This is a genomic window from Variovorax sp. FG153 (assembly GCF_057809595.1).
Map to the genome: position 1 here is coordinate 603177 of NZ_JBMDKG010000001.1, position 17554 is coordinate 620730.

At 69.8% G+C, this 17554-nt stretch carries 14 protein-coding genes; 4 read left to right on the plus strand and 10 right to left on the minus strand.

Annotated features, from left to right (window positions below):
* Positions 1-23: 23 nt before the first annotated feature.
* Entirely contained in the window at positions 24-2207 is a 2184-nt protein-coding gene (locus tag ACODT0_RS02905; RefSeq protein WP_489040520.1) for a TonB-dependent receptor, read from the minus strand.
* 334 nt (positions 2208-2541) lie between these two features.
* Between ACODT0_RS02905 and ACODT0_RS02910 the strand changes: the two genes are divergently transcribed.
* Complete coding sequence (locus tag ACODT0_RS02910; protein ID WP_489040521.1) at positions 2542-3474, plus strand: DUF4434 domain-containing protein; 933 nt, start codon at positions 2542-2544, stop codon at positions 3472-3474.
* Between the two features lie 3 nt (positions 3475-3477).
* Here the strand turns inward: ACODT0_RS02910 and ACODT0_RS02915 are convergent, their stop codons facing one another.
* Positions 3478-4167 (minus strand): NBR1-Ig-like domain-containing protein, encoded by a 690-nt coding sequence (locus ACODT0_RS02915; protein ID WP_489040522.1) that lies wholly within the window; start codon positions 4165-4167, stop codon positions 3478-3480.
* A 161-nt stretch (positions 4168-4328) separates the two neighbouring features.
* Between ACODT0_RS02915 and ACODT0_RS02920 the strand changes: the two genes are divergently transcribed.
* Positions 4329-5228, plus strand: a complete 900-nt coding sequence (locus tag ACODT0_RS02920) for a DMT family transporter (RefSeq protein WP_489040523.1) — start codon at positions 4329-4331, stop codon at positions 5226-5228.
* Between the two features lie 34 nt (positions 5229-5262).
* Here ACODT0_RS02920 and ACODT0_RS02925 read toward each other — a convergent pair whose 3' ends face one another.
* From ACODT0_RS02925 to ACODT0_RS02945, 5 genes are all read right to left on the minus strand, one after another.
* Complete coding sequence (locus tag ACODT0_RS02925; protein ID WP_489040524.1) at positions 5263-8052, minus strand: NfrA family protein; 2790 nt, start codon at positions 8050-8052, stop codon at positions 5263-5265.
* The gene (locus ACODT0_RS02930) at positions 8049-9737 is read right to left on the minus strand and encodes a glycosyl transferase family protein (RefSeq protein WP_489040525.1); all 1689 of its coding nucleotides are present in this window, start codon (positions 9735-9737) and stop codon (positions 8049-8051) included. The genes ACODT0_RS02925 and ACODT0_RS02930 overlap by 4 nt, the downstream gene beginning before the upstream one ends.
* A gap of 18 nt (positions 9738-9755) precedes the next feature.
* A complete protein-coding gene (locus ACODT0_RS02935; RefSeq protein ID WP_489040526.1) occupies positions 9756-11957 on the minus strand; it encodes a cellulose biosynthesis cyclic di-GMP-binding regulatory protein BcsB in 2202 nt (733 codons plus the stop codon).
* Positions 11958-12009: 52 nt separating this feature from the next.
* Complete coding sequence (gene wecB, locus ACODT0_RS02940) at positions 12010-13143, minus strand: non-hydrolyzing UDP-N-acetylglucosamine 2-epimerase (protein WP_296734477.1); 1134 nt, start codon at positions 13141-13143, stop codon at positions 12010-12012.
* Between the two features lie 246 nt (positions 13144-13389).
* Positions 13390-14427 (minus strand): alpha/beta fold hydrolase, encoded by a 1038-nt coding sequence (locus tag ACODT0_RS02945; RefSeq protein ID WP_261211219.1) that lies wholly within the window; start codon positions 14425-14427, stop codon positions 13390-13392.
* A 192-nt stretch (positions 14428-14619) separates the two neighbouring features.
* On the opposite strand from ACODT0_RS02945, the gene ACODT0_RS02950 reads away from it, so the two are divergent.
* Positions 14620-14820 (plus strand): hypothetical protein, encoded by a 201-nt coding sequence (locus ACODT0_RS02950; protein WP_489040527.1) that lies wholly within the window; start codon positions 14620-14622, stop codon positions 14818-14820.
* A 196-nt stretch (positions 14821-15016) separates the two neighbouring features.
* Complete coding sequence (locus ACODT0_RS02955) at positions 15017-15256, plus strand: hypothetical protein (protein WP_489040528.1); 240 nt, start codon at positions 15017-15019, stop codon at positions 15254-15256.
* 27 nt (positions 15257-15283) lie between these two features.
* On the opposite strand, the gene ACODT0_RS02960 is transcribed toward ACODT0_RS02955, so the two are convergent.
* Genes ACODT0_RS02960 through ACODT0_RS02970 form a run of 3 tightly spaced genes read right to left on the minus strand, consistent with a single transcriptional unit; the run spans position 15284 to position 17552 of the window.
* Positions 15284-15637 carry a DUF3325 domain-containing protein gene (locus ACODT0_RS02960; RefSeq protein ID WP_489040529.1) on the minus strand — a complete coding sequence of 118 codons (354 nt, stop codon included), beginning with the start codon at positions 15635-15637 and terminating at the stop codon, positions 15284-15286.
* Complete coding sequence (locus tag ACODT0_RS02965; RefSeq protein WP_489040530.1) at positions 15634-17265, minus strand: PepSY-associated TM helix domain-containing protein; 1632 nt, start codon at positions 17263-17265, stop codon at positions 15634-15636. The genes ACODT0_RS02960 and ACODT0_RS02965 overlap by 4 nt, the downstream gene beginning before the upstream one ends.
* Positions 17262-17552 (minus strand): DUF3649 domain-containing protein, encoded by a 291-nt coding sequence (locus ACODT0_RS02970; RefSeq protein WP_489040531.1) that lies wholly within the window; start codon positions 17550-17552, stop codon positions 17262-17264. The genes ACODT0_RS02965 and ACODT0_RS02970 overlap by 4 nt, the downstream gene beginning before the upstream one ends.
* Positions 17553-17554 lie beyond the last annotated feature (2 nt).

Genomic DNA, 17554 nt, shown 5'->3' on the forward strand with positions numbered 1-17554 from the left:
GCGTAAAGCTCCTTGGTTCAGGTTCAGAAATCGACGGTGGCCGACAGCATCAGCGTGCGCGGCGCGCCCACGGTGACGTAGGTGCTGGTCACCCAGTAGTTCTTGTCGAACACGTTCTCGAGGTTGGCGCGGAAGGTCACGGGCTTGCCGCCCATCTTCGTGGCGTAGCGCGCGCCGATGTCCAGCCGCGTCCAGCCCGGCACGCGCAGGATGTTGGCGGCGTCGGCATACACGGAAGACGTGTGGATCACGCGGCCGTTCAGGCTCAGGCCCGCCACCCACGGCGTGTCCCAGTCCAGGCCCAGGTTGAAGGTGCGGTCGGGCACGCCGGCCGCGTCCTTGCCCTGGTTGGTGCCGCCCGCGGTGCGCGTGAGCTTGGCGTCGTTGAAGGCCGCGCTGGCCATCACGCGCAGGCCCTGCGGGAGCTCGCCGTAGGCCGTGAGCTCGAGGCCGCGGTTGCGCTGCTCGCCGCCGAAGCTGTAGACCAGCGTGGCCGGGTCGGTGAGGGCATTGGGCCGCGTGATCTGGTAGACGGCGGCCTGCGTCGTGAGGCGGCCCCAGTCGACCTTCACGCCGGCTTCGTACTGCTTCGACTTCTGCGGCGCGAAGGTCTCGCCGACGTTGGCGGTGCCCGGGCCGGCCGTGCCGCCGCGCGTGAGGCCGGCCGTGTAGTTGGCATAGACCGAGACGTTCTGCACGGGCTTGAACACCAGGCCCACCAGCGGCGAGGTCGCGCTGGCCTTGTAGCGGCTGGTCGATGCGCCCGAGGTCTGCGAGAAGCTCTCCTGCTCGATGGTCTGGTCGCGCAGGCCCAGCGTCGCGAGGAAGCGGCCGTCGGCGAAGGACATGGTGTCGGCCAGCACCACGCTCGACTGCTTGAGCTCGGCCGACTTCACCGCGGGCGTGCGCGGCGTGGTCACCAGCGGCAGTGGAGAGGGAAAGTACAGGCTCGACGGATTCGTGGTGCGCGAGGTCGCATAGAAGAAGCCCGACTCCTGGTCGAGCAGGTTCACGCCGAGCGCCACCGTGTGGCCCACGCTGCCGGTCTTGAACTTCGTGCGCACGCCGGCATCGGCCGCGGTGGTCTTGCTGTAGAAGTCGTAGTAGGCGTTCGAGACGTTGAAGTTGCCCAGCGAATTGGGCCGGCCGCTCGGGAACACCTGCTGGTAGTCGAGGTCGGTGTAGCCCACGCTGCCGTAGACCATCGTGCTGTCGCTGATGTCGTACTCGACGCGCGAGATGGCCGTCTTGACGTTGTCGTTCAGCTCGGTGCCCGGGTAGAAGTTCAGGCGCGCCGACGGCGGTTCGGGAATGCGCGTGATGCCGGCCGCGAAGCTGGTCTGCGGGCGGAATTCGCGCGTCTCGCCCTTGCTCGCGAAGGCGTCGAGCGACCAGCGCAGGCGCGTGCCGAGGTAGTCGAGGCCCAGCGAGCCGAGGCCGAGCTTCTGCTTGCCGTTGTCGATGTTGCCCTCGCCGTTGCGGAACACGCCGTTGACGCGCACGCCCCACTGGTTCTCGTCGCCGAAGCGGCGGCCCACGTCGAGGTGCGTGCCGAGCTGGCCCTTGCTCATGTAGGTGGTGGTCAGGCGCGTGAGCGGCACGTCGGCCGCGCGCTTGGTCACCACGTTGATGCTGCCGCCCACGCTGCCGCTGGGGCCGACGCCGTTGGCCAGCGCGCCCGGGCCCTTGAGCACTTCGACGCGCTCGATCATCTCGAGTGGCACGCGCGTGGTGGGCGTGAGGCCGAACAGGCCGTTGAGCCCGATGTCGGCGTTGGGCACGGTGAAGCCGCGGATCTGGAAGTCGTCGCCGAAACCGCCGCGCGAGGTCAGCGGGCGCACCGAGGCGTCGTTCATCACCACGTCGGCCACGCTCAGCGCCTGCTGGTTCTGGATCAGCTCGGCCGTGTAGTTGGTGGTGCTGAAGGGCACGTTCATCAGGTCGGTGATGCCCAGGATGCCGAGGCTGCCGCCGCGCGCGAACTGGCCGCCGGCATAGGTCTTCTGCAGGCCGCCGATGGCTTCGGCTTCACCGGAGACGACGACTTCGCCGAGCTGGCCCGTCGCGGGCGCGGTGGCGGTCTGGGCCGCGGTGCCGGCGGCGGCGAAAGCCAGGCAGGCGGCCAGGCAATGGCGTGCCAGGGGGCGGAGGGAAGAGGGAGGAACGGTGGAGGCGGTGCGGGAGGCGGGAGCGGAACGGGAGGACATCGGTCGGGGATCGGCGAGAAAGAGCAGGCACCGGCGAGCCGGTGCGGGGGCGGGGCGAGGTCGGAAACGGGGCGGCACGACGCTGGCGGGCCAGCATGGCCGGGCTCTGGCGAGCTTGTTATGAATGAAAACGATTCTCATCATAGGTTGGCGTTGCTGCAAAACTTCCTATGCCTTTTGACCTTTGTGGACAAATGTGTCCTCGAGACCACAGCGACCCGCGGCCCGCCGCCGGAGCGCGAAGCCGTCGCGCGGGACGCGCCGATACTGTGGCCCGATGTCTTTTCTTCCCGCGCCCTTGCCGCTCCCGCTGCTTCGCCGACGCAGTTGCCTGATGCTGGCCGCGGCCGCCCTGCTGGGCGCCTGCACCGCGCCGCCGCCGAGGTTCCAGGGCAGCTTCCTGCAGCCCTGGAAGAGCCATGAATCGCTCTCCATCGACGAATGGCGGCGCCGGCTGCGCATCACGCGTGCACTCGGTTGCGACGAGATCGTGTTGCAGTGGAGCGCCCTCTACGGCGGTGCATTCGACTGGACGCTGCCCGACAGCCTGCTCGCCATGCTGTTCGAGGAGGCCGCGCGCGAGGGCATGGGCATCCGCATGGGCCTGCCCTACGACGAGAGTTGGTGGAAGGCCATGGGCTCGAAGGATCCGGCGGTTCTGCCGTCCTTGCTGGCCACCGCGCGCGATCGCTGCCTGCGGTTCATGGAGTCGGCGCGCTGGCCCAAGCTGCCGGGCTTTCGCGGCTGGTACCTGCCTTACGAGCTCGACCAGTACAACTGGGCGACGGCCGAGCGCCGGCAGCAGCTGGTGGACTGGCTCGAAGGGATCGCGACCGTCGCCCGCCGCACGGGCGGCCAGCCGCTTGCGGTGTCGACCTTCTTCAGCCGGCTGCCGACCGAGGGCTCGCTCGCGGAACTCTGGTCTCGGATCCTCGACCGCGCGCCGCTGCGCCCGATGTTGCAGGACGGCGTGGGCGTGGGCGGCATGGACAACCTCGCGGGGCTGGAGCCGCTGCGCGCGCTGCTGCGGCGGCGTGGCGTGGCCTTCGATCTGGTGGTGGAGTTGTTCGAGCAGTTGCCCGTGCCACCGGGGAGCGAGGAGGGTTTCAAGGCGCGCGCCGCGACGCCCGAGCGCGTGCGACGGCAGATGGAGATCGCGCGCGGCTATGGCGCGGAGCGCGTGATCGCGTTCGCGATCGATCCGTGGGTGGTGGGGGAGACGCCGGAGGCGAAGCGCTTGCTCGAGGCGTGGGGCGTCGCTTTCTAGGTCCTACTGCGCCATCACCGTCACGACGACGTGGAAGAAGAACTTGGGACCGAAGCAAGGAACGCCTTCCGCATTCGTCATGCGCCAGATCGATGCCACGGTGCAGGTGTCTTTCGGTGCCGCGAAGTCCACGCCGACATGCACGGGCTGCCCCGGCAAGGTGTCGGGCACTTCCACATCGCGATAGAGGCTCGCCAGATAGGCCTCCTGAACCGCCTCGAGGCTGCCGTCCGGCAGCCGTCTCGCGATCGCGTACTCGCCGTCGACGCGGATCAGGCGACGCCCGCGCCAGGGGCGCGTGCCGACGTTCTGGATCTCCCAGATCTTTCTGAATGTCTCGCCGGGCGAGACCACCGCATGGTCGGGTGTGGTGACGTCGGCGTTGAAGGCGGCGATGTCGTTCGGGTCGCGAGGATTGTGCGAACGATTGGTCGGCAGAGGGAAGGCGCCGAAGGCCGTCGAACCCTCGAGGGCTGCGTAGTAGCGAAAGAGGAGGAGGGGCGAAACCTGCAGCGCCCCCGCCAGCTTGATCAGCGTGCGTACGGACGGGTCGCGCTTGTTGCCATTGGCGAGTTCGTAGAGATAGGTACGGGCAAGGCCCGCTTCAGCCGCGATGGCGGTGAGTGACCTCCCCAGCTCTCTGCTGCGGCGCGCCAGCAGGGCGCGAAGCGGCTCCGTCGTCTTCGATGGCATGCGTCCTGGCCGCGAGGACCTCTCCCTTTCAGTCGCATGCAGCGTACACCAAAACTGACACTCGGTCCGCCACTTCTTACGGGTGGGTTTTGATAATTCGCGCCGAGGAATAACGGCGCTCGAACCGGACGTTCCCTTGTTTGGGAAATCCGGAAGTCATGATGAATTCAATCGAACAGACACATCATCGAAGGCGGCAATGGGAGGTCGCTTTGATATTCGTCACAGCGCTGTGGGGATGGTCATTCGTCGCCATTCACGATGCCTTGAATGGCATGAGCGACTCGGCCTTCAATGCCTGCAGATTTCTCGTGGCAGCGGTTGCGATGTTGTTGGTGGCCACCGCGCGTCGGCGGTGTATCTCGAAGATCGATCTCGTGCAGGGAAGCATGACGGGGATGGCCCTCTACCTCGCCTTTCTCTTTCAAACCAAGGGACTGAAGTTCACCTCGGCCTCGAATGCCGCCTTCATCACGGGCTTGGCGGTGATCTTCACGCCGCTGCTGCTGTTCTTCTGGCGCCATGTGAAGCCCGAAAGACGGCAGGTCGTTGGCATTTTTCTGGCGACGATCGGATTGGCCTTGCTGACACTGAAAGGTCTGAGCGTTCGATGGGGCGATCTGCTGGTGTTGATGTGCGCGGCTTCATTTGCGTTGCATATCATTCTTCTATCTTGTGCCAGCAAGATGGCAGATGCCTTCAATATCGCGCTGATTCAGATATCCGTCGTCGGACTTCTGTCTTTGGCCCAATCGGTTATGTTAGGGGAGTGGGCTATTCCTCCAGCCGGGGCGGCGGTCAACGCGATACTCGTGATCGGAGTCCTTGGCACAGCGCTTGGCTTCTATGTGCAAACCAAAGCGCAAGTCGCCTCATCACCCAACAGGATCGCTCTGATCATCGTCCTGGAGCCGGTATTCGGCGGCCTGTTCGGCTACTTTCTCGCCGGCGATCGACTGACGCTTCAGAACTGGATCGGTGCCGCATTGATCGTGGCCGGGATGCTGGTCACGGAGATCCGTCTAACCAAACACCGATCCGAACCGAGCAGGCATCCTTGATGTGCCTGAGGTCGTCGACCGGGCCTGCATGGGCCTAGTACGACAACGTCAGATTCAAGAACACCCCCTTCGCCCGCCCCGCCACCCCTCCCAGCGTGGTCCGGTACTGCAAGCTCGCATCCACATGCGAGCGCTGCGCGTTGTAGCGGTCCTCGTTGAACCAGTAGCGCAGGTTGATGCCCACGCCCGCGCCGGCCGACCAGCTCGATCCGCGGTCGGACAGGGCCACGCTGTCGAAGCCCGCGATCGGCACGCCGCTCGCGCGGTTGCGGTTGGAGAACCAGTCCGCGGCGAGCGTGACGTGTGGGAAGAACACGAGGCGGTCGTTGTAGTCGGTGACGAAGCTGCGCCCGATGCGCACCTCGCCGGCCGCGAAGCCCTGGCCGCGCTTGAGGCGGCCGCTGCCGTCGGCGAGCACGTTGCCGGCGGTGTCGCGCACCGTGTAGGCGGCCGGCATGTCGAGCAGGGTGTAGCCGGCCTGCAGGTAGCCTTCCATGGTGAACCAGCTGCGCCTGTCCACGCGCAGGCCGGTGCCCTCGTAGAAGCCGTAGAGCAGGTAGGCCTGCCAGCCGCCCGAACCCGTGTCGGCGCGGTAGTCGAGGGCCGCGGAGCGGTTGTTGAGCTGGCAGCGCAGGCTCGCGGGCGCGGGATCGATGGCGCCGGAACGCGTGGCGCTGCCCAGCATGAACTGCCGCTCGAGGCCGAAGGTGAGCCCGGTCGCGGTGTCGGGCGTGTAGCGCACGCCGAGGGCGCCGCTGGTCGAGGGCAGGCCGGCGATGCCGCGGGTGCGCTGCTCGGGCGTGATGCCGATGCCGCCGCAGGGGTTCTGCACGAACTGCGCGGCGGTCACGTCGGTGCCGGCGTGCAGGGTGGTCGAGAGGCGGCCGTAGACGTCGAAGATGCTGCGGTTGGTGTTGAGCATGCCGCTCGGGCGCCAGAACACCTCGGTGGTGTTGAAGCTCGCGTTGCCGGGCACGGCCACCGGCTGACCGGGCAGTCCGAAGGAGGCGGCATGCGCGCCGCGGTAGCCGACGGTGCTGTTCACGCCCCATTCGCGCGAATAGCTGGCGATGGTGCTGCGCAGGTCGTGGAGCTGTTGACGGTCGAGCGAGAGCCAGCCCACGTCCTCGTCGTCGACGGCCTGGCGCAGCGTGGCGGCCGCACCGGCGCGGTCGCCGGTGCCGGCGGCCGCCTGCGCCTCGTCGAGCAGATTGCTGCGCGGGGCCTGGCCGGTGTTGCGGGCCGCGACGAAGTCCTGCAGCGCGAGTGCCGGGTCCTTGTTCGCGATGTGCAGGTAGCCGCGCTGACGCAACAGGGTGGCGTCGGCGGGCTGCGCGGCGATCGCGGTGTCGAGCCGCTGCAGCGCCTGCTGACGTTCCGCGGTCGTGCCCGCGGCGAGCGTGGTGGTCAGCAGCTTCTGGCGCGATGCGTCGTCGGGCCGTTCGGCCGCGGCCTGCTTCGCCAGCGCGATGGCCTCGGGATAGCGCTTCTGCGCATAGGCCGCGTAGGCCCGCGTGGCGGCATCGCCGGCCTTCGGCGTGTCCCAGGGCGCGAGCGCGCAGGCCGGGCCCTCGGGCGTGTCGTTGCAGAGCTTCACGGGCGCATAGGCGGTGACGGGCGGCGTGGCGGGCGAGCCCCAACCGCTCGCGGCATCCTCGGCCCGCTGGCGGCGTGAGCGCACCTGCGCGTCGTCGGGCGGCAGCGGCGCGAGCAGCGTACGCGCGCGCTCGCCGTCGCGCGCGGCCAGCGCGAGATCGGCGCCGATCAGGCGCGCGTCGCGGCGCTGTTCCTCGTCGACCTTCGCGTCGGCGACCACGGCATCGACATCCTGTTGCGCCTCGCCGCCGCGCGACAGCTGCTGGCGCAGGTAGGCGCGCTGCAGCCGCAATGCCGCGCCGTCGTCCTGCGCGGCCAAGGCCTCGGTGGTCGCCTGTTCGGCACCTTCCAGGTCGGGCACGGCCTGCAGTGCATCGATCAGCAACTGGCGATGGCTCGCGACGTCGGGCGCGATGCGCACCGCCTCGCGGGCCTCGTCGACCGCCGCGCGCGGCTGCTGGCGCGACAGGGCGTCGTAGGCCTTCTGCGCATGCCGCAGCGCGATCGAACGGCTGGCCTGCCGCACGCGCGCGGCGATCTCGGCGGCGTTCGGCGCACCCAGCTCCAGCGCGGTGGCCGCCGCCTGCACGAGTTCGTCGTGGCGCTGCTGCCGCGCGAGCGCGTCGAGCCACAGCAGTACCCAGGGACCCTGGCTCGGATCGGCGCGCACCGCTTGTTCGGCCGACCTCGCCGCCTCGGCATCGCGGCCCTCGGCGTAGTCGCGGTAGGCCTGCGCCGCGAGCGGGAAGCCCGCGCGGTAGGCCTCGGTACCGGGCGTGCCGTCGGCGGGCGTGGCACGCAGGTTGGCCAGTGCCGTACGCAGCGCCGCGTTGCCATGGCCCTGGTCGATGGCACGCTCGGCCGCGCGCGCGGCCTCGTCGTTGCGCCCCAGCTTCTGCAGCGCATACACGCGCAGCAGGTGCACGCGCTGCGCCGCGGGTTGCAGGCGCAAGGCGGCATCGGCGCGCGCGAGCGCGGTCTCGAAGTCGCCGCGGCCATAGGCCTTGAAGGCCTGGTCGGCCAGTTGCCAGGCACGGCCATGCGATGAGCGCTTGCGCGGCGCGGTGCGCGTCGGCGCCGGCGCGGCGCCGGGCGTGGAAGCGGTTGAAGCCGACGTCGAGGGCGAAGGCGCGGCCGGCAGCGAATGCACGGCGGCGAACGCGGGCACCGCGGGCCAGGCCGCGGCCAGCGCGACCGCCAGCAGCGTGCGGTTGTCGAGCCCCTTCATGCCGGCACTCCCTGCGGCGCGAGCGGCGCCAGCACCGAATCGCCGCGCTGGAACGAGATCGCCTCCTCGAGCGTGCCCGCGTCGAGCCAGCCCTGCTCGAGCAGGATGCTGCCGAGCTTGCGGCCCGTGCCGCGCTGGATCGTGAGCGCGTTGTCGAGCTGTGTCTCGTCGATCGCGCGCCACGACAGCAGCACCTCGCCCAGCCGCTGGCGCTGCTGCACCAGCTGGTCGGCCGAGGGGAAGTCGTGCATGGTCTTGTCCCACACCAGCCGCTTGCCGAACAGCTTGTGCGAGAGGAACAGCTTCCATGCGCGCGCCGCGGCCATGGCATTGATGAAGTTGCCGATCACCATGCGCGGTATCGACAGCAGCCCGTGCTCCCAGCCATAGAGCGCCGACACGAAATGGAAGCGCTGCGCGAAGCGCAGCAGCAGCGCCACGGCATTGAGCTCCATCACCGTCATGAGCCAGCCGCCCGACTGGAAGATCGACGGGTAGTAGACGGTCCACCAGCCCATGGCGTCGGCGAAGAAGAAGAGCAGGAAATTGAGCATCAGCAAATAGCCGAGGATGGCCACGAAGGCGGTGAACAGGCCCTTGCGGTCGCGGAAAAGCAGGTACTTGGTGGCCAGCGAGCCGGCCCAGCCCATCTGCTCCCAGCCCTGCAGGCCGATGCCCAGGGTCCAGCGCGCCTTCTGGCGGTAGGCGGTGCGGAAGGTGTCGGGGAAGTATTCGCGCACGCCCAGCGGCATGCGCAGCGAGCCGAGCTTCTCGCGGCCGGCGCCGAACCAGGCGGTGCGCCGCGTCACGTACTCGACGTCGAACTTGCCGAAGATCTGCTTCATGCCGAGCCGGCCCAGGCGCGCGCCGATGTCGTAGTCCTCGGTCAGGCTGGCGGTGTTGAAGGGCTGGTTGTCGAGCTCCGCGGCCAGCGTCTGCAGCGCGCGGTGCGAGAAGCAGGTGCCGACGCCGGCCGAGGGCACCATGCGCGACAGGCTCTCGCGCACCACGAGGTCCTTGCTGTGCCACTCGGCGAACTCGTCCATGTAGGTGCCGGCCACCAGCTCGAACCAGTGGCGCTCGAGCGAGGTCACGGGCAGCTGGATGAAATCCATCCGCGGCAACAGGTAGTTGAAGTACTTGAGCTCGAGCGGATGCAGCACGTCCTCGCTGTCGTGCAGCACGACACCCGCGAAGGGCTCGCCCATGGTGCGCTCGTGCTGGAACAGCGCCTGCACCACCCAGTTGAGGCAGTCGGCCTTGCAGGTGGGGCCGTCGTGCGGCACCTCCACGCGCACCAGCTGGCGGTAGCGCCGGCGCATGCGCTCCACCTCGGCGATGGTGCGCGCATCGTTGCGGTAGGTGCCGACGAAGATGGCGTAGTTCTTGTACTCGAGCGTCGACACCATGTTGGCGAGCATCGGCGCGATCACGTCGTACTCGAGCCAGGCCGGCACCATGATGGCCATCGGCTGCTCGCGCGCCGCGCGCAGCTGCGCGGCGGTCAGGCGCCGGTAGCGGCGGCGCACGGTCAGCGAGCGGTAGATCTCGCGCACCCAGTACCAGGCATCGACGAACAGGTCGTCGATGCTCGACAGCAGGATCACCACGCCGACCACCGCGGTCACGATCTCCAGACCGCGGTAGTAGTCGGCCAGCAGGAAGGGTCCGTAGAGCTCGAACATGCGGCTTCGGTCGGATCCTTACTGCTGCGACTTGCGCGCATGGCGGCGCCGCGCGCGCCAGGCCAGCAGGATCAGCAGCAGCAGCGCGAACACGGCCACGCCGATCACCGGCATGCCCCAGGCGGCATACGAACGCCATTCGAAGAACGCGCCTTCGCCGCCGCGGCGCGCGCTCTCGTCCGCGGGATTGCCGCTGTCGAGCCAGCTCACGGGGCCGTCGGCGCCGAGCATCGCGATGTCGCCGCGATTCAGCACGAAGGGCTTGGCCGGCACCACGGCGCGCGCGCCGATCGGCTGCCACTGCATGCCGTCCTGGCCATGCGCGCGGCTCACCTCGATGGCGCTGAGCTGCGACAGGTCGTCGAGCTCGAGCCACGGCGCCTTGCGGCCATGGATGCGCAGGCTCGCGTCCTTGACCTCGACCTTCGAGGCGGCGCCGTCGACCGCCACCTGCAGCGCGAGGAAGGGCCGGGTCGGCGAGAAGGCGCCGGACTGCGTCACCACCAGCTCGGAGCGCACCGGCGTCACGCCGGCGGCCACGGCCATGCGCACCAGGCGCGCGAGGCTCGCGGGCGCGTCGGCCAGCCAGGCCTGCGGCACGGCGACCTGCGGGTTGCCCGACATCAGCGGCAGCAGGCCGACGAAGCTGCCATCGGGCCGCGCGTCGCCCGCGCGCACGAAACTGGTGGGCAGCACGTTGACCGGGAAGCCCTGCGGCATCTCCTGGCAGTCGTTCGAATAGGGCTGGCGCTGGAAGGACACGCGCACCACGTTGCTCAGGCCCAGCGCATAGCCGGGAATGCGCGCATCGAGGCGCTCGGGTCGGCCATCGGCCTCCAGGCGCTTGGCCGACAGCAGCACGTCGTTCCAGAACACAGAGGCCACGGGACGCGTGGACGAGGCGCCGGGCGCGGCCGCCACGTCGATCACCAGCTCGGAAGGCATGCGGCCGTTGGCCGCGACCACGCCCAGCGGCAGGGTGGCGGTCCACTCGCCGCGCGACACCACGTCGAAGCCGGCCTCGCTGGCGCCCAGGCTGTTGAGACGGATCGCCGGACGTTCGCTCGCATCGGGCGCATCGGCCGTGCGCACGCCGGCCTGGCGCGACACCAGCAGGTTGCGCCAGGTCTCGGCGAAGACGCCGGCCGCCTGCGCGCCCGCGTTCTCGGGCACCACGATCACCGGATGCGCGCCCAGCGTGGCGAGGCGCACCTGGCCGGCGCTGCCGGCATCCGCGGCGAGCGCGGTCTGTTGCTCGCGCCAGAGCGCGAAGGCGCGCAGCGCGTCGGCGTCGCCCGCGAACTGCACGGCCAGCGCCTCGAGCGCCTTGGCGATCTGCTGGCGCAGCGCCGTGTCGGCCACCAGCAGATCGCCGCTCGCCGCGGTGGCGCCGAGCACCAGCAGCGCGCCGACCTCGGCCTCGTTCTTGAGTTCGTAGCGCGCATTGCCGCCGGCGAGACCGGCGAAGGCCGGCAGCGCGGCGAGCCCCGCGGGCACCTGCCAGCCCGAGGTGTCGACGACATCGCCGGCCACCGGGAAGGCCTGGATCTGCACGCGGCGGTTGGCCTGCTCGAGCGCAACGCCGAGGCGCCAGGCGCTGTCGTAGCTGGTCTTCGAGAGATTGCGCGAAGCCACCAGCAGGACCGGGCGCGCGGGCAGCGTGGCCCAGGCGTCGGCGAGGCTGGTCAGCGCGCCGCTGTTGAAGCGGTAGTTGAAGCGCGTCTCGGGCGAGATCGCGAGCACGTTGCCGGTCGAGCGCTCGAGTTCGCAGACGCGGCGCGCCACGTTGTTCGACCACTGGACGCCGAGGCGCACGAAGTTCGCCGTGCGCGCGACGCCGGTGTCGACCTTGAGGCTCTGGCTCGCGTCGCCCTCGGCCGCCTCGATGCGGTGCGCCTGCACCGGCCGGCCGTTGACCGTCAGCAGCATCGAGGTGCTGCCGCCCTCGGCCTTGTGGTAGCGGCCGCTGAAGTCGATGCTGGCCTCGGCCAGCGCGAGGCCGCGCGGCACCGGCAGGTAGAACTCCTGGCGACTGTCGAAGCCGTTGAGCAGCACGATGTCGCCGATGCCCAGGTCCGACAGCGCGAAGCTGCGGTTGACCCAAGTCTCGCCCTGCAGGCGCTGCAGCGCGTCGCTGGCGGGGCTGGCGTGCGCGAGGAAGGAGGTGCTCAGGGCGAGCAGGGCCGTGGGGACGATCCGTCGTGAGAACAGAGAAGGCATGGAGAGACTCGGCAGGAAAACTTGAAAAAAAAAGAGGGGCGGCGTTCGGCGCTCAGGGCACGAACTCGGCGGTGTGCCGTTCGCACAGCACGTCCACGATGCGCTGGCTCGCGCGCGCGTCGCCGTAGGGATTGCCGCGGCGGCAGAACTCGGCGTGCACCGCGGGGTCGTCGAGCAGGCGGCGCGCCTCGCCCACGATGCGCTCGGGCGAGGTGCCCACCAGCCGCACGGTGCCAGCGGCCACGGCCTCGGGGCGCTCGGTCACGTCGCGCATCACCAGCACCGGCTTGCCCAGCGAGGGCGCCTCTTCCTGCACGCCGCCCGAGTCGGTCAGGATCAGGTAGGCGCGCTGCATGAACCAGACGAAGTCGAGGTAGCCCAGCGGTGCGATCAGGTGCACGTTGGGCAGGCCCGACAGCTGGGCCTTCACCACGTCGTGCACGTTGGGGTTCAGGTGCACCGGGTAGACGATCTGCACGTCGTCGCGCTGCGCCAGCTCGCGCAGCGCGGCGCAGATGTTGCGAAAGCCCTCGCCGAAGTTCTCGCGGCGGTGGCCGGTGACCAGCACCAGCCGGCGCCTGGCATCGACCCAGCCGTGGCGCTTCGCGAGCGTGGCGGCCAGCGGGCGGTCGGACTCGAGCCGCTCGACCGTGGCCGCGAGCGCGTCGATCACCGTGTTGCCCGTGACCCAGATGCGCCCCGGTGGCTTCTCGGCGAGCAGCGCGTCGCGCGAGGAGGGCGTGGGCGCGAACATCCAGCTGCTGACCGAATCGACGAAGCGGCGGTTGAGTTCCTCGGGGAAGGGCGAGCGGATGTCGCCGCTGCGCAGGCCGGCCTCGACGTGGCCGACCGGAATGCGGCGATGGAAGGCGGCCATGGCGCAGGCCGCGGCGGTGGTGGTGTCGCCGTGCACGAGCACGCAGTCGGGCTGCTCGGCCTCGAGCACCGCGTCGGCGCCCGCGATCAGGCGGCCGTAGAGCCCGTTGAGCGACTGGTTGGGCCGCATCACGTCGAGGTCGTGGTCGGCCTCGAGGTCGAACAGCGACATCACCTGGGTCAGCATCTCGCGGTGCTGGCCGGTCACGCACACGGTGCTGCGCACGCGCGGCTCGCGGCGCAGGGCGGCGACGAGGGGGGCCATCTTGATGGCCTCGGGACGGGTCCCGAAGATCGACAGTACGTGCATTTCGAGGAGTCAGTAGCTGGCGCCGACGCACAGCCTCCCCGCGTGTGGACGCAGGGCGGCGGCAAGCCGGACACGAACAAATGAATAAAGGGGTACTCGCGTACCCCCTCAGGGCGGGACCGGTCTGCGCCGTCTGACCCTCGAAGCCGACAGTGTAACTAAAGCTTTAGTAATCTTTCAATAAATGAAAACATAAGTGTCTACTTTTTGGCACTTCTGGATACCGAGGCGGCGGCCAGACCCGGCTCAGACGGCGCGTCGCGCCACGTCCACCACGGCGGTCGCGAAGGCCTGGGGCGCTTCCTGCGGCAGGTTGTGGCCGATGCCGCCGTCGACCTGCCGGTGCTCGTAGAAGCCCGAGAACTTCTTCGCGTAGCTCGCGGGCTCGGGATGCGGCGCGCCGTTGGCATCGCCCTCGAGCGTGATGGTCGGCACCGTGATCGCGGGTGCCTTGGCGAGCCGGTCCTCGAGCGGCTGGTACTGGGCTTCCCCCTCGGCCAGGCCGAGGCGCCAGCGGTAGTTGTGGACCACGATCGCGACGTGGTCGGGGTTGTCGAAGGCGCGCGCGCTGCGTTCGAAGGTCGCGGCATCGAAGTTCCACTTCGGCGAGGCGAGCTGCCAGATCAGCTTCGAGAACGCGTTGCGGTTCCTGTCGTAGCCCAGGCGGCCGCGCTCGGTCGCGAAGTAGTACTGGTACCACCACTGGAACTCGGCTTCGGGCGGCAGCGGGTTCTTGCCGGCCTCCTGGCTGCCGATCAGGTAGCCGCTGACCGACACCAGCGCCTTCACGCGCTCGGGCTGCAGCGCCGCCATGATGCAGGCCGTGCGCGCGCCCCAGTCGCAGCCCGCGACCGTGGCGCTGCGGATCCGCAGCGCGTCCATCAGCGCGAAGATGTCGGCCGCCACCACCGACTGCTGGCCGTTGCGCGGCGTGTCGGCCGAGAGGAAGCGCGTGGCGCCGTAGCCGCGCAGGTAGGGCACGATCACGCGAAAGCCCGCGGCCGCGAGCAGCGGCGCGACGTCGACGAACATGTGGATGTCATAGGGCCAGCCATGCAGCAGGAGCACCGGCGCGCCGTTGGCGGGGCCGGCCTCGAAATAGGCCACGTTGAGCACGCCCGCATCGATGTGCTTGAGCGGCTCGAGGCGCCGCGGCGTGCCGCCGGCGGACGTCGTGTTCGACTGCGCGAACGCGGGAACGACCGCCGCGAACTGGGCCGTGGCGAGGCCGATGGCGGCCTTGGCGAGGAACGAGCGGCGCTCGAGCGGGGAGGAAAGCGTCATGGGAACTCCTTGCGAATGGTGGTGGATGGCATCGGGCCGAGGGCCTGTCGCGCCGGTGTCGTTCGCGCTGCCTGGCGATCGATGGGGCGGATGTTCATTCGCGGGAGGGGCCGGGGGCCGGGGCTGCGTATCGCTGTGTATCCGGGGTGGGTTTGCAGACAGTAAATTTCGTTTTTTTCAAGGAGGGTCGGCATGTCCAAGGAATCCGTATTCACGATGAAGCTGAAGTCCGAGCTGCGCGAGTTCGTGCGCAATCAGCGCGAGGATCCGGAGCTCAAAGCATTCGTGGCGCGAAAGGTGGAGGCCGGTCGACGGGACGTGCGAGTCGGAGAGGGGCGCCCGCATGACGAGGTCGAAGCGGACTTCGGCGCGCGACGCAAGCAACTGCTCTAACGAAGCATCAAGGCTGACGCGCGAAGGTTCGGCGGACCCGTCAGGCATGACGGCTATCGATACCGTGAGCCATCGCATCCGCGCAGCCCGCCTGCCTGCCGACTTGCCCGCGCGGGCGGCTCCTACGCGGCGCGGCCGCGCCGTCCATAGACTCGTTCCAAGTCATTGAAGACCGGACAACGAGAGGACCCTCCGAATGAGCTTCGAAGAACGAATCGACCTGTGGGAACACGCCTTCATCTGCCGTGCGCAGCCCGACGGCAGCGGCCGCTATCTGGCGCGGCTTGACTATGCGGGCGGCCCCGCCTTCATCGCCGGTGAACTGCCCGCGGACGACCTCGGGCATGGCAGCGCCAAGGAGGCGTTGCGGCAGGCGCAGTTGCAGGCGATGCGATGGGTGCACGATCGCACGGGGGACGCGCAGGGGCAGTTCTGAGCTTCTTGCGCCGAGCCTGGGCGTTCGCTAGCGCAGCAGCGCGAAGGCCAGGCACAGCACCGCGCACGAAGCAGCGGCCACGCTGACCGCCGCCGCGCGCCGCGCGAAGTAGCCCGCCACCAGCACCGTGCACAGCGCCGCGGCCGTGAGCGCGCCGAACCACAGCACCCAGCCGATGACCGCGCCCTGCGCCGCGAGGCAGGCCGCCAGCGAGAGCACGAGCAGCGCGCTGCCGGCGCCCTGCAGCGGGCGCCGCCAGCGGCCCGGGCTGCGGCCGCGACCGAAGGCGTCCTCATGGTGGCGGTCCATCGCGAGGCTCAGCGCGATGAAGCCGCCGAGTGTGGCGGCGAAGGCCGCGAGGATCGACAAGGCCTGCGTCATGCGCGCCCCCCCGCGGGCGCGTTGGCCGCGGACGGCTCCGGCTTCTTCACCGCCTTGCGCCGGCCCAGGTGCCAGGCCGCCGCGCCCAGGCCGAGGCCGAGCGCGAGCGACACGAGGTCGAAGCCCGCCACGGCCCACAGTCCCGCACGCAGCGAATGGCCGAGATGGGTGGCGGTCGTGAAGGCGTTGAGTAGCGGGATCGCGGCGAACAGCAGCGCGCCGATCGAGAGCTGCACCTGCCACATGCGCCGTGACGGCCAGGCCAGGCCCGCGACGGTCGCCGCGCCCCAGGCGACGAAGAAGCAGAGGATCTCGTTCGCGCCGCGATCCTGCATGCCCACCGGCAGCAGCCGGTTGGCCCAGAAGTAGCTCGCGAAGGCGATCGGCAGCCCCGCGATCGCGCCCACGTTGAGGCCGTCGACCAGCCGCAGCCCGAAGCCGATGCGGCCACCCTGCTTGAGCGTCTTCGCGTACTTCTGGCGTTCCTTCACGGCCCACAGCAGCAGGCCGGTCGCCACCATCAGGCAGCCCGCGAGCCCCGAGACGAAGAACAGCGCGCGCAACAGCGGATTCGCGAAGCGCCCGATGTGCAGGCCGTAGAGCACGCCGCGCGTCTGCGCCGCCGCCTTCGGCACATCGCCCGTGGTCGAGATCAGCGCGCCGGTCGTGCCGTCGAACAGCATCGAGGGCTGGTCGCTCGAGAGACCGCGGCCTTCCTGGCGCGCGATGCTGATGGTGGCGTTGGCGTCGTTGGGATGGCCGATGGCGATGCGCCCGGCCGGCGCGCCGTCCCAGTGCGCGCTGGCCCGTGCGAGCAATGGCGCGATCGGCACCAGCGGCGCCGGCCGACCCGCGGCCTTGGCATCGCGCGGGCCGCCTGCGGGGAACACCTCGGAGAAGAAGGCCTCGGTGCCGCCCTTGTCCTGGTAGGCGAGCTGCGGGCCCCACGGCATGTAGAGGAACATCAGCGTGACCAGGCCCGTGTACGTGATCATCGCGTGATAGGGCAGCGCCAGCACTGCGGTGGCGTTGTGCGCGTCGAGCCAGGAGCGCTGGCCCTTCCTCGGCCGGAAGGTGAAGAAGTCGGCAAAGATGCGCTTGTGCGTGATCACGCCGCTCACGATCGCCACCAGCATGAACATGGCGCAGAAGCCGACGATCCAGCGTGCCCAGAGCGCGGGCATGTAGTGCAGGTCGAAATGCAGGCGGTAGAAGAATTCGCCACCGCGCGTGGCGCGCGCGGCGGTGATGGCCTCGCCGCTGGCCGGATCGAGGGTCGCGTTCTCGAAGCGCGCGCGGCGCGGCCGCTCGCCCGCGGGCGGCGGCGGCGCGGGCGGGCCGCGCCAGAACACGCGCACCGCGGGCTCGCGCACGGTGGGCAGGGTGATGGTCCAGCTCGGGCTGTTCGGGCCGCGCTGCTGCAAGAGCGCGATGGCGCGCTCCGCGGCCTGGGCCTGCGGCACCGGCTGGCGCGCGGCCCGGTGCAGCTCGGGCTTCATCCACAGCGTGATCTCGTCGCGGAAGTAGGCGGCCGTGCCGGCGGCGAACACCAGCAGCAGCACCCAGCCCACCAGCAGGCCTGACCAGGTGTGCAGCCAGGCCATCGATTGGCGAAAGCCTTCCTTCATGCCGGGCTCCCCGGGTAGCGCAGCCACACCAGCGCGCCGAGCAGCAGCGCGGGCGCGGCCAGCCCCAGCCAGGCGCGCGCGGCGCTGCGGGCGGCGAACACCCACACCACCGCGCCCGCGAACACCAGGAAGGAGGCGAGCGTGCCGCCCAGCGCCGCCTCGGCACGGCTCGCGGGCCACCACAGCGCGATGGCGGCGGCCGACAGCGCGGCCACGGCATAGCCACCACCGATGGCGGCGATGGCGCGCGAGGCGACGGCCAGGCGATGGCGGATCGGGGCGTTCATCG

What these genes read in the sequence shown, in the direction of transcription:
- ACODT0_RS02905 (WP_489040520.1), bottom strand. Translation starts at nt 2,207, where the DNA reads ATGTCCTCCCGTTCCGCTCCCGCCTCCCGCACCGCCTCCACCGTTCCT.
- ACODT0_RS02910 (WP_489040521.1), top strand. Translation starts at nt 2,542, where the DNA reads ATGCTGGCCGCGGCCGCCCTGCTGGGCGCCTGCACCGCGCCGCCGCCG.
- ACODT0_RS02915 (WP_489040522.1), bottom strand. Translation starts at nt 4,167, where the DNA reads ATGCCATCGAAGACGACGGAGCCGCTTCGCGCCCTGCTGGCGCGCCGC.
- ACODT0_RS02920 (WP_489040523.1), top strand. Translation starts at nt 4,329, where the DNA reads ATGAATTCAATCGAACAGACACATCATCGAAGGCGGCAATGGGAGGTC.
- ACODT0_RS02925 (WP_489040524.1), bottom strand. Translation starts at nt 8,052, where the DNA reads ATGAAGGGGCTCGACAACCGCACGCTGCTGGCGGTCGCGCTGGCCGCG.
- ACODT0_RS02930 (WP_489040525.1), bottom strand. Translation starts at nt 9,737, where the DNA reads ATGTTCGAGCTCTACGGACCCTTCCTGCTGGCCGACTACTACCGCGGT.
- ACODT0_RS02935 (WP_489040526.1), bottom strand. Translation starts at nt 11,957, where the DNA reads ATGCCTTCTCTGTTCTCACGACGGATCGTCCCCACGGCCCTGCTCGCC.
- wecB (WP_296734477.1), bottom strand. Translation starts at nt 13,143, where the DNA reads ATGCACGTACTGTCGATCTTCGGGACCCGTCCCGAGGCCATCAAGATG.
- ACODT0_RS02945 (WP_261211219.1), bottom strand. Translation starts at nt 14,427, where the DNA reads ATGACGCTTTCCTCCCCGCTCGAGCGCCGCTCGTTCCTCGCCAAGGCC.
- ACODT0_RS02950 (WP_489040527.1), top strand. Translation starts at nt 14,620, where the DNA reads ATGTCCAAGGAATCCGTATTCACGATGAAGCTGAAGTCCGAGCTGCGC.
- ACODT0_RS02955 (WP_489040528.1), top strand. Translation starts at nt 15,017, where the DNA reads ATGAGCTTCGAAGAACGAATCGACCTGTGGGAACACGCCTTCATCTGC.
- ACODT0_RS02960 (WP_489040529.1), bottom strand. Translation starts at nt 15,637, where the DNA reads ATGACGCAGGCCTTGTCGATCCTCGCGGCCTTCGCCGCCACACTCGGC.
- ACODT0_RS02965 (WP_489040530.1), bottom strand. Translation starts at nt 17,265, where the DNA reads ATGAAGGAAGGCTTTCGCCAATCGATGGCCTGGCTGCACACCTGGTCA.
- ACODT0_RS02970 (WP_489040531.1), bottom strand. Translation starts at nt 17,552, where the DNA reads ATGAACGCCCCGATCCGCCATCGCCTGGCCGTCGCCTCGCGCGCCATC.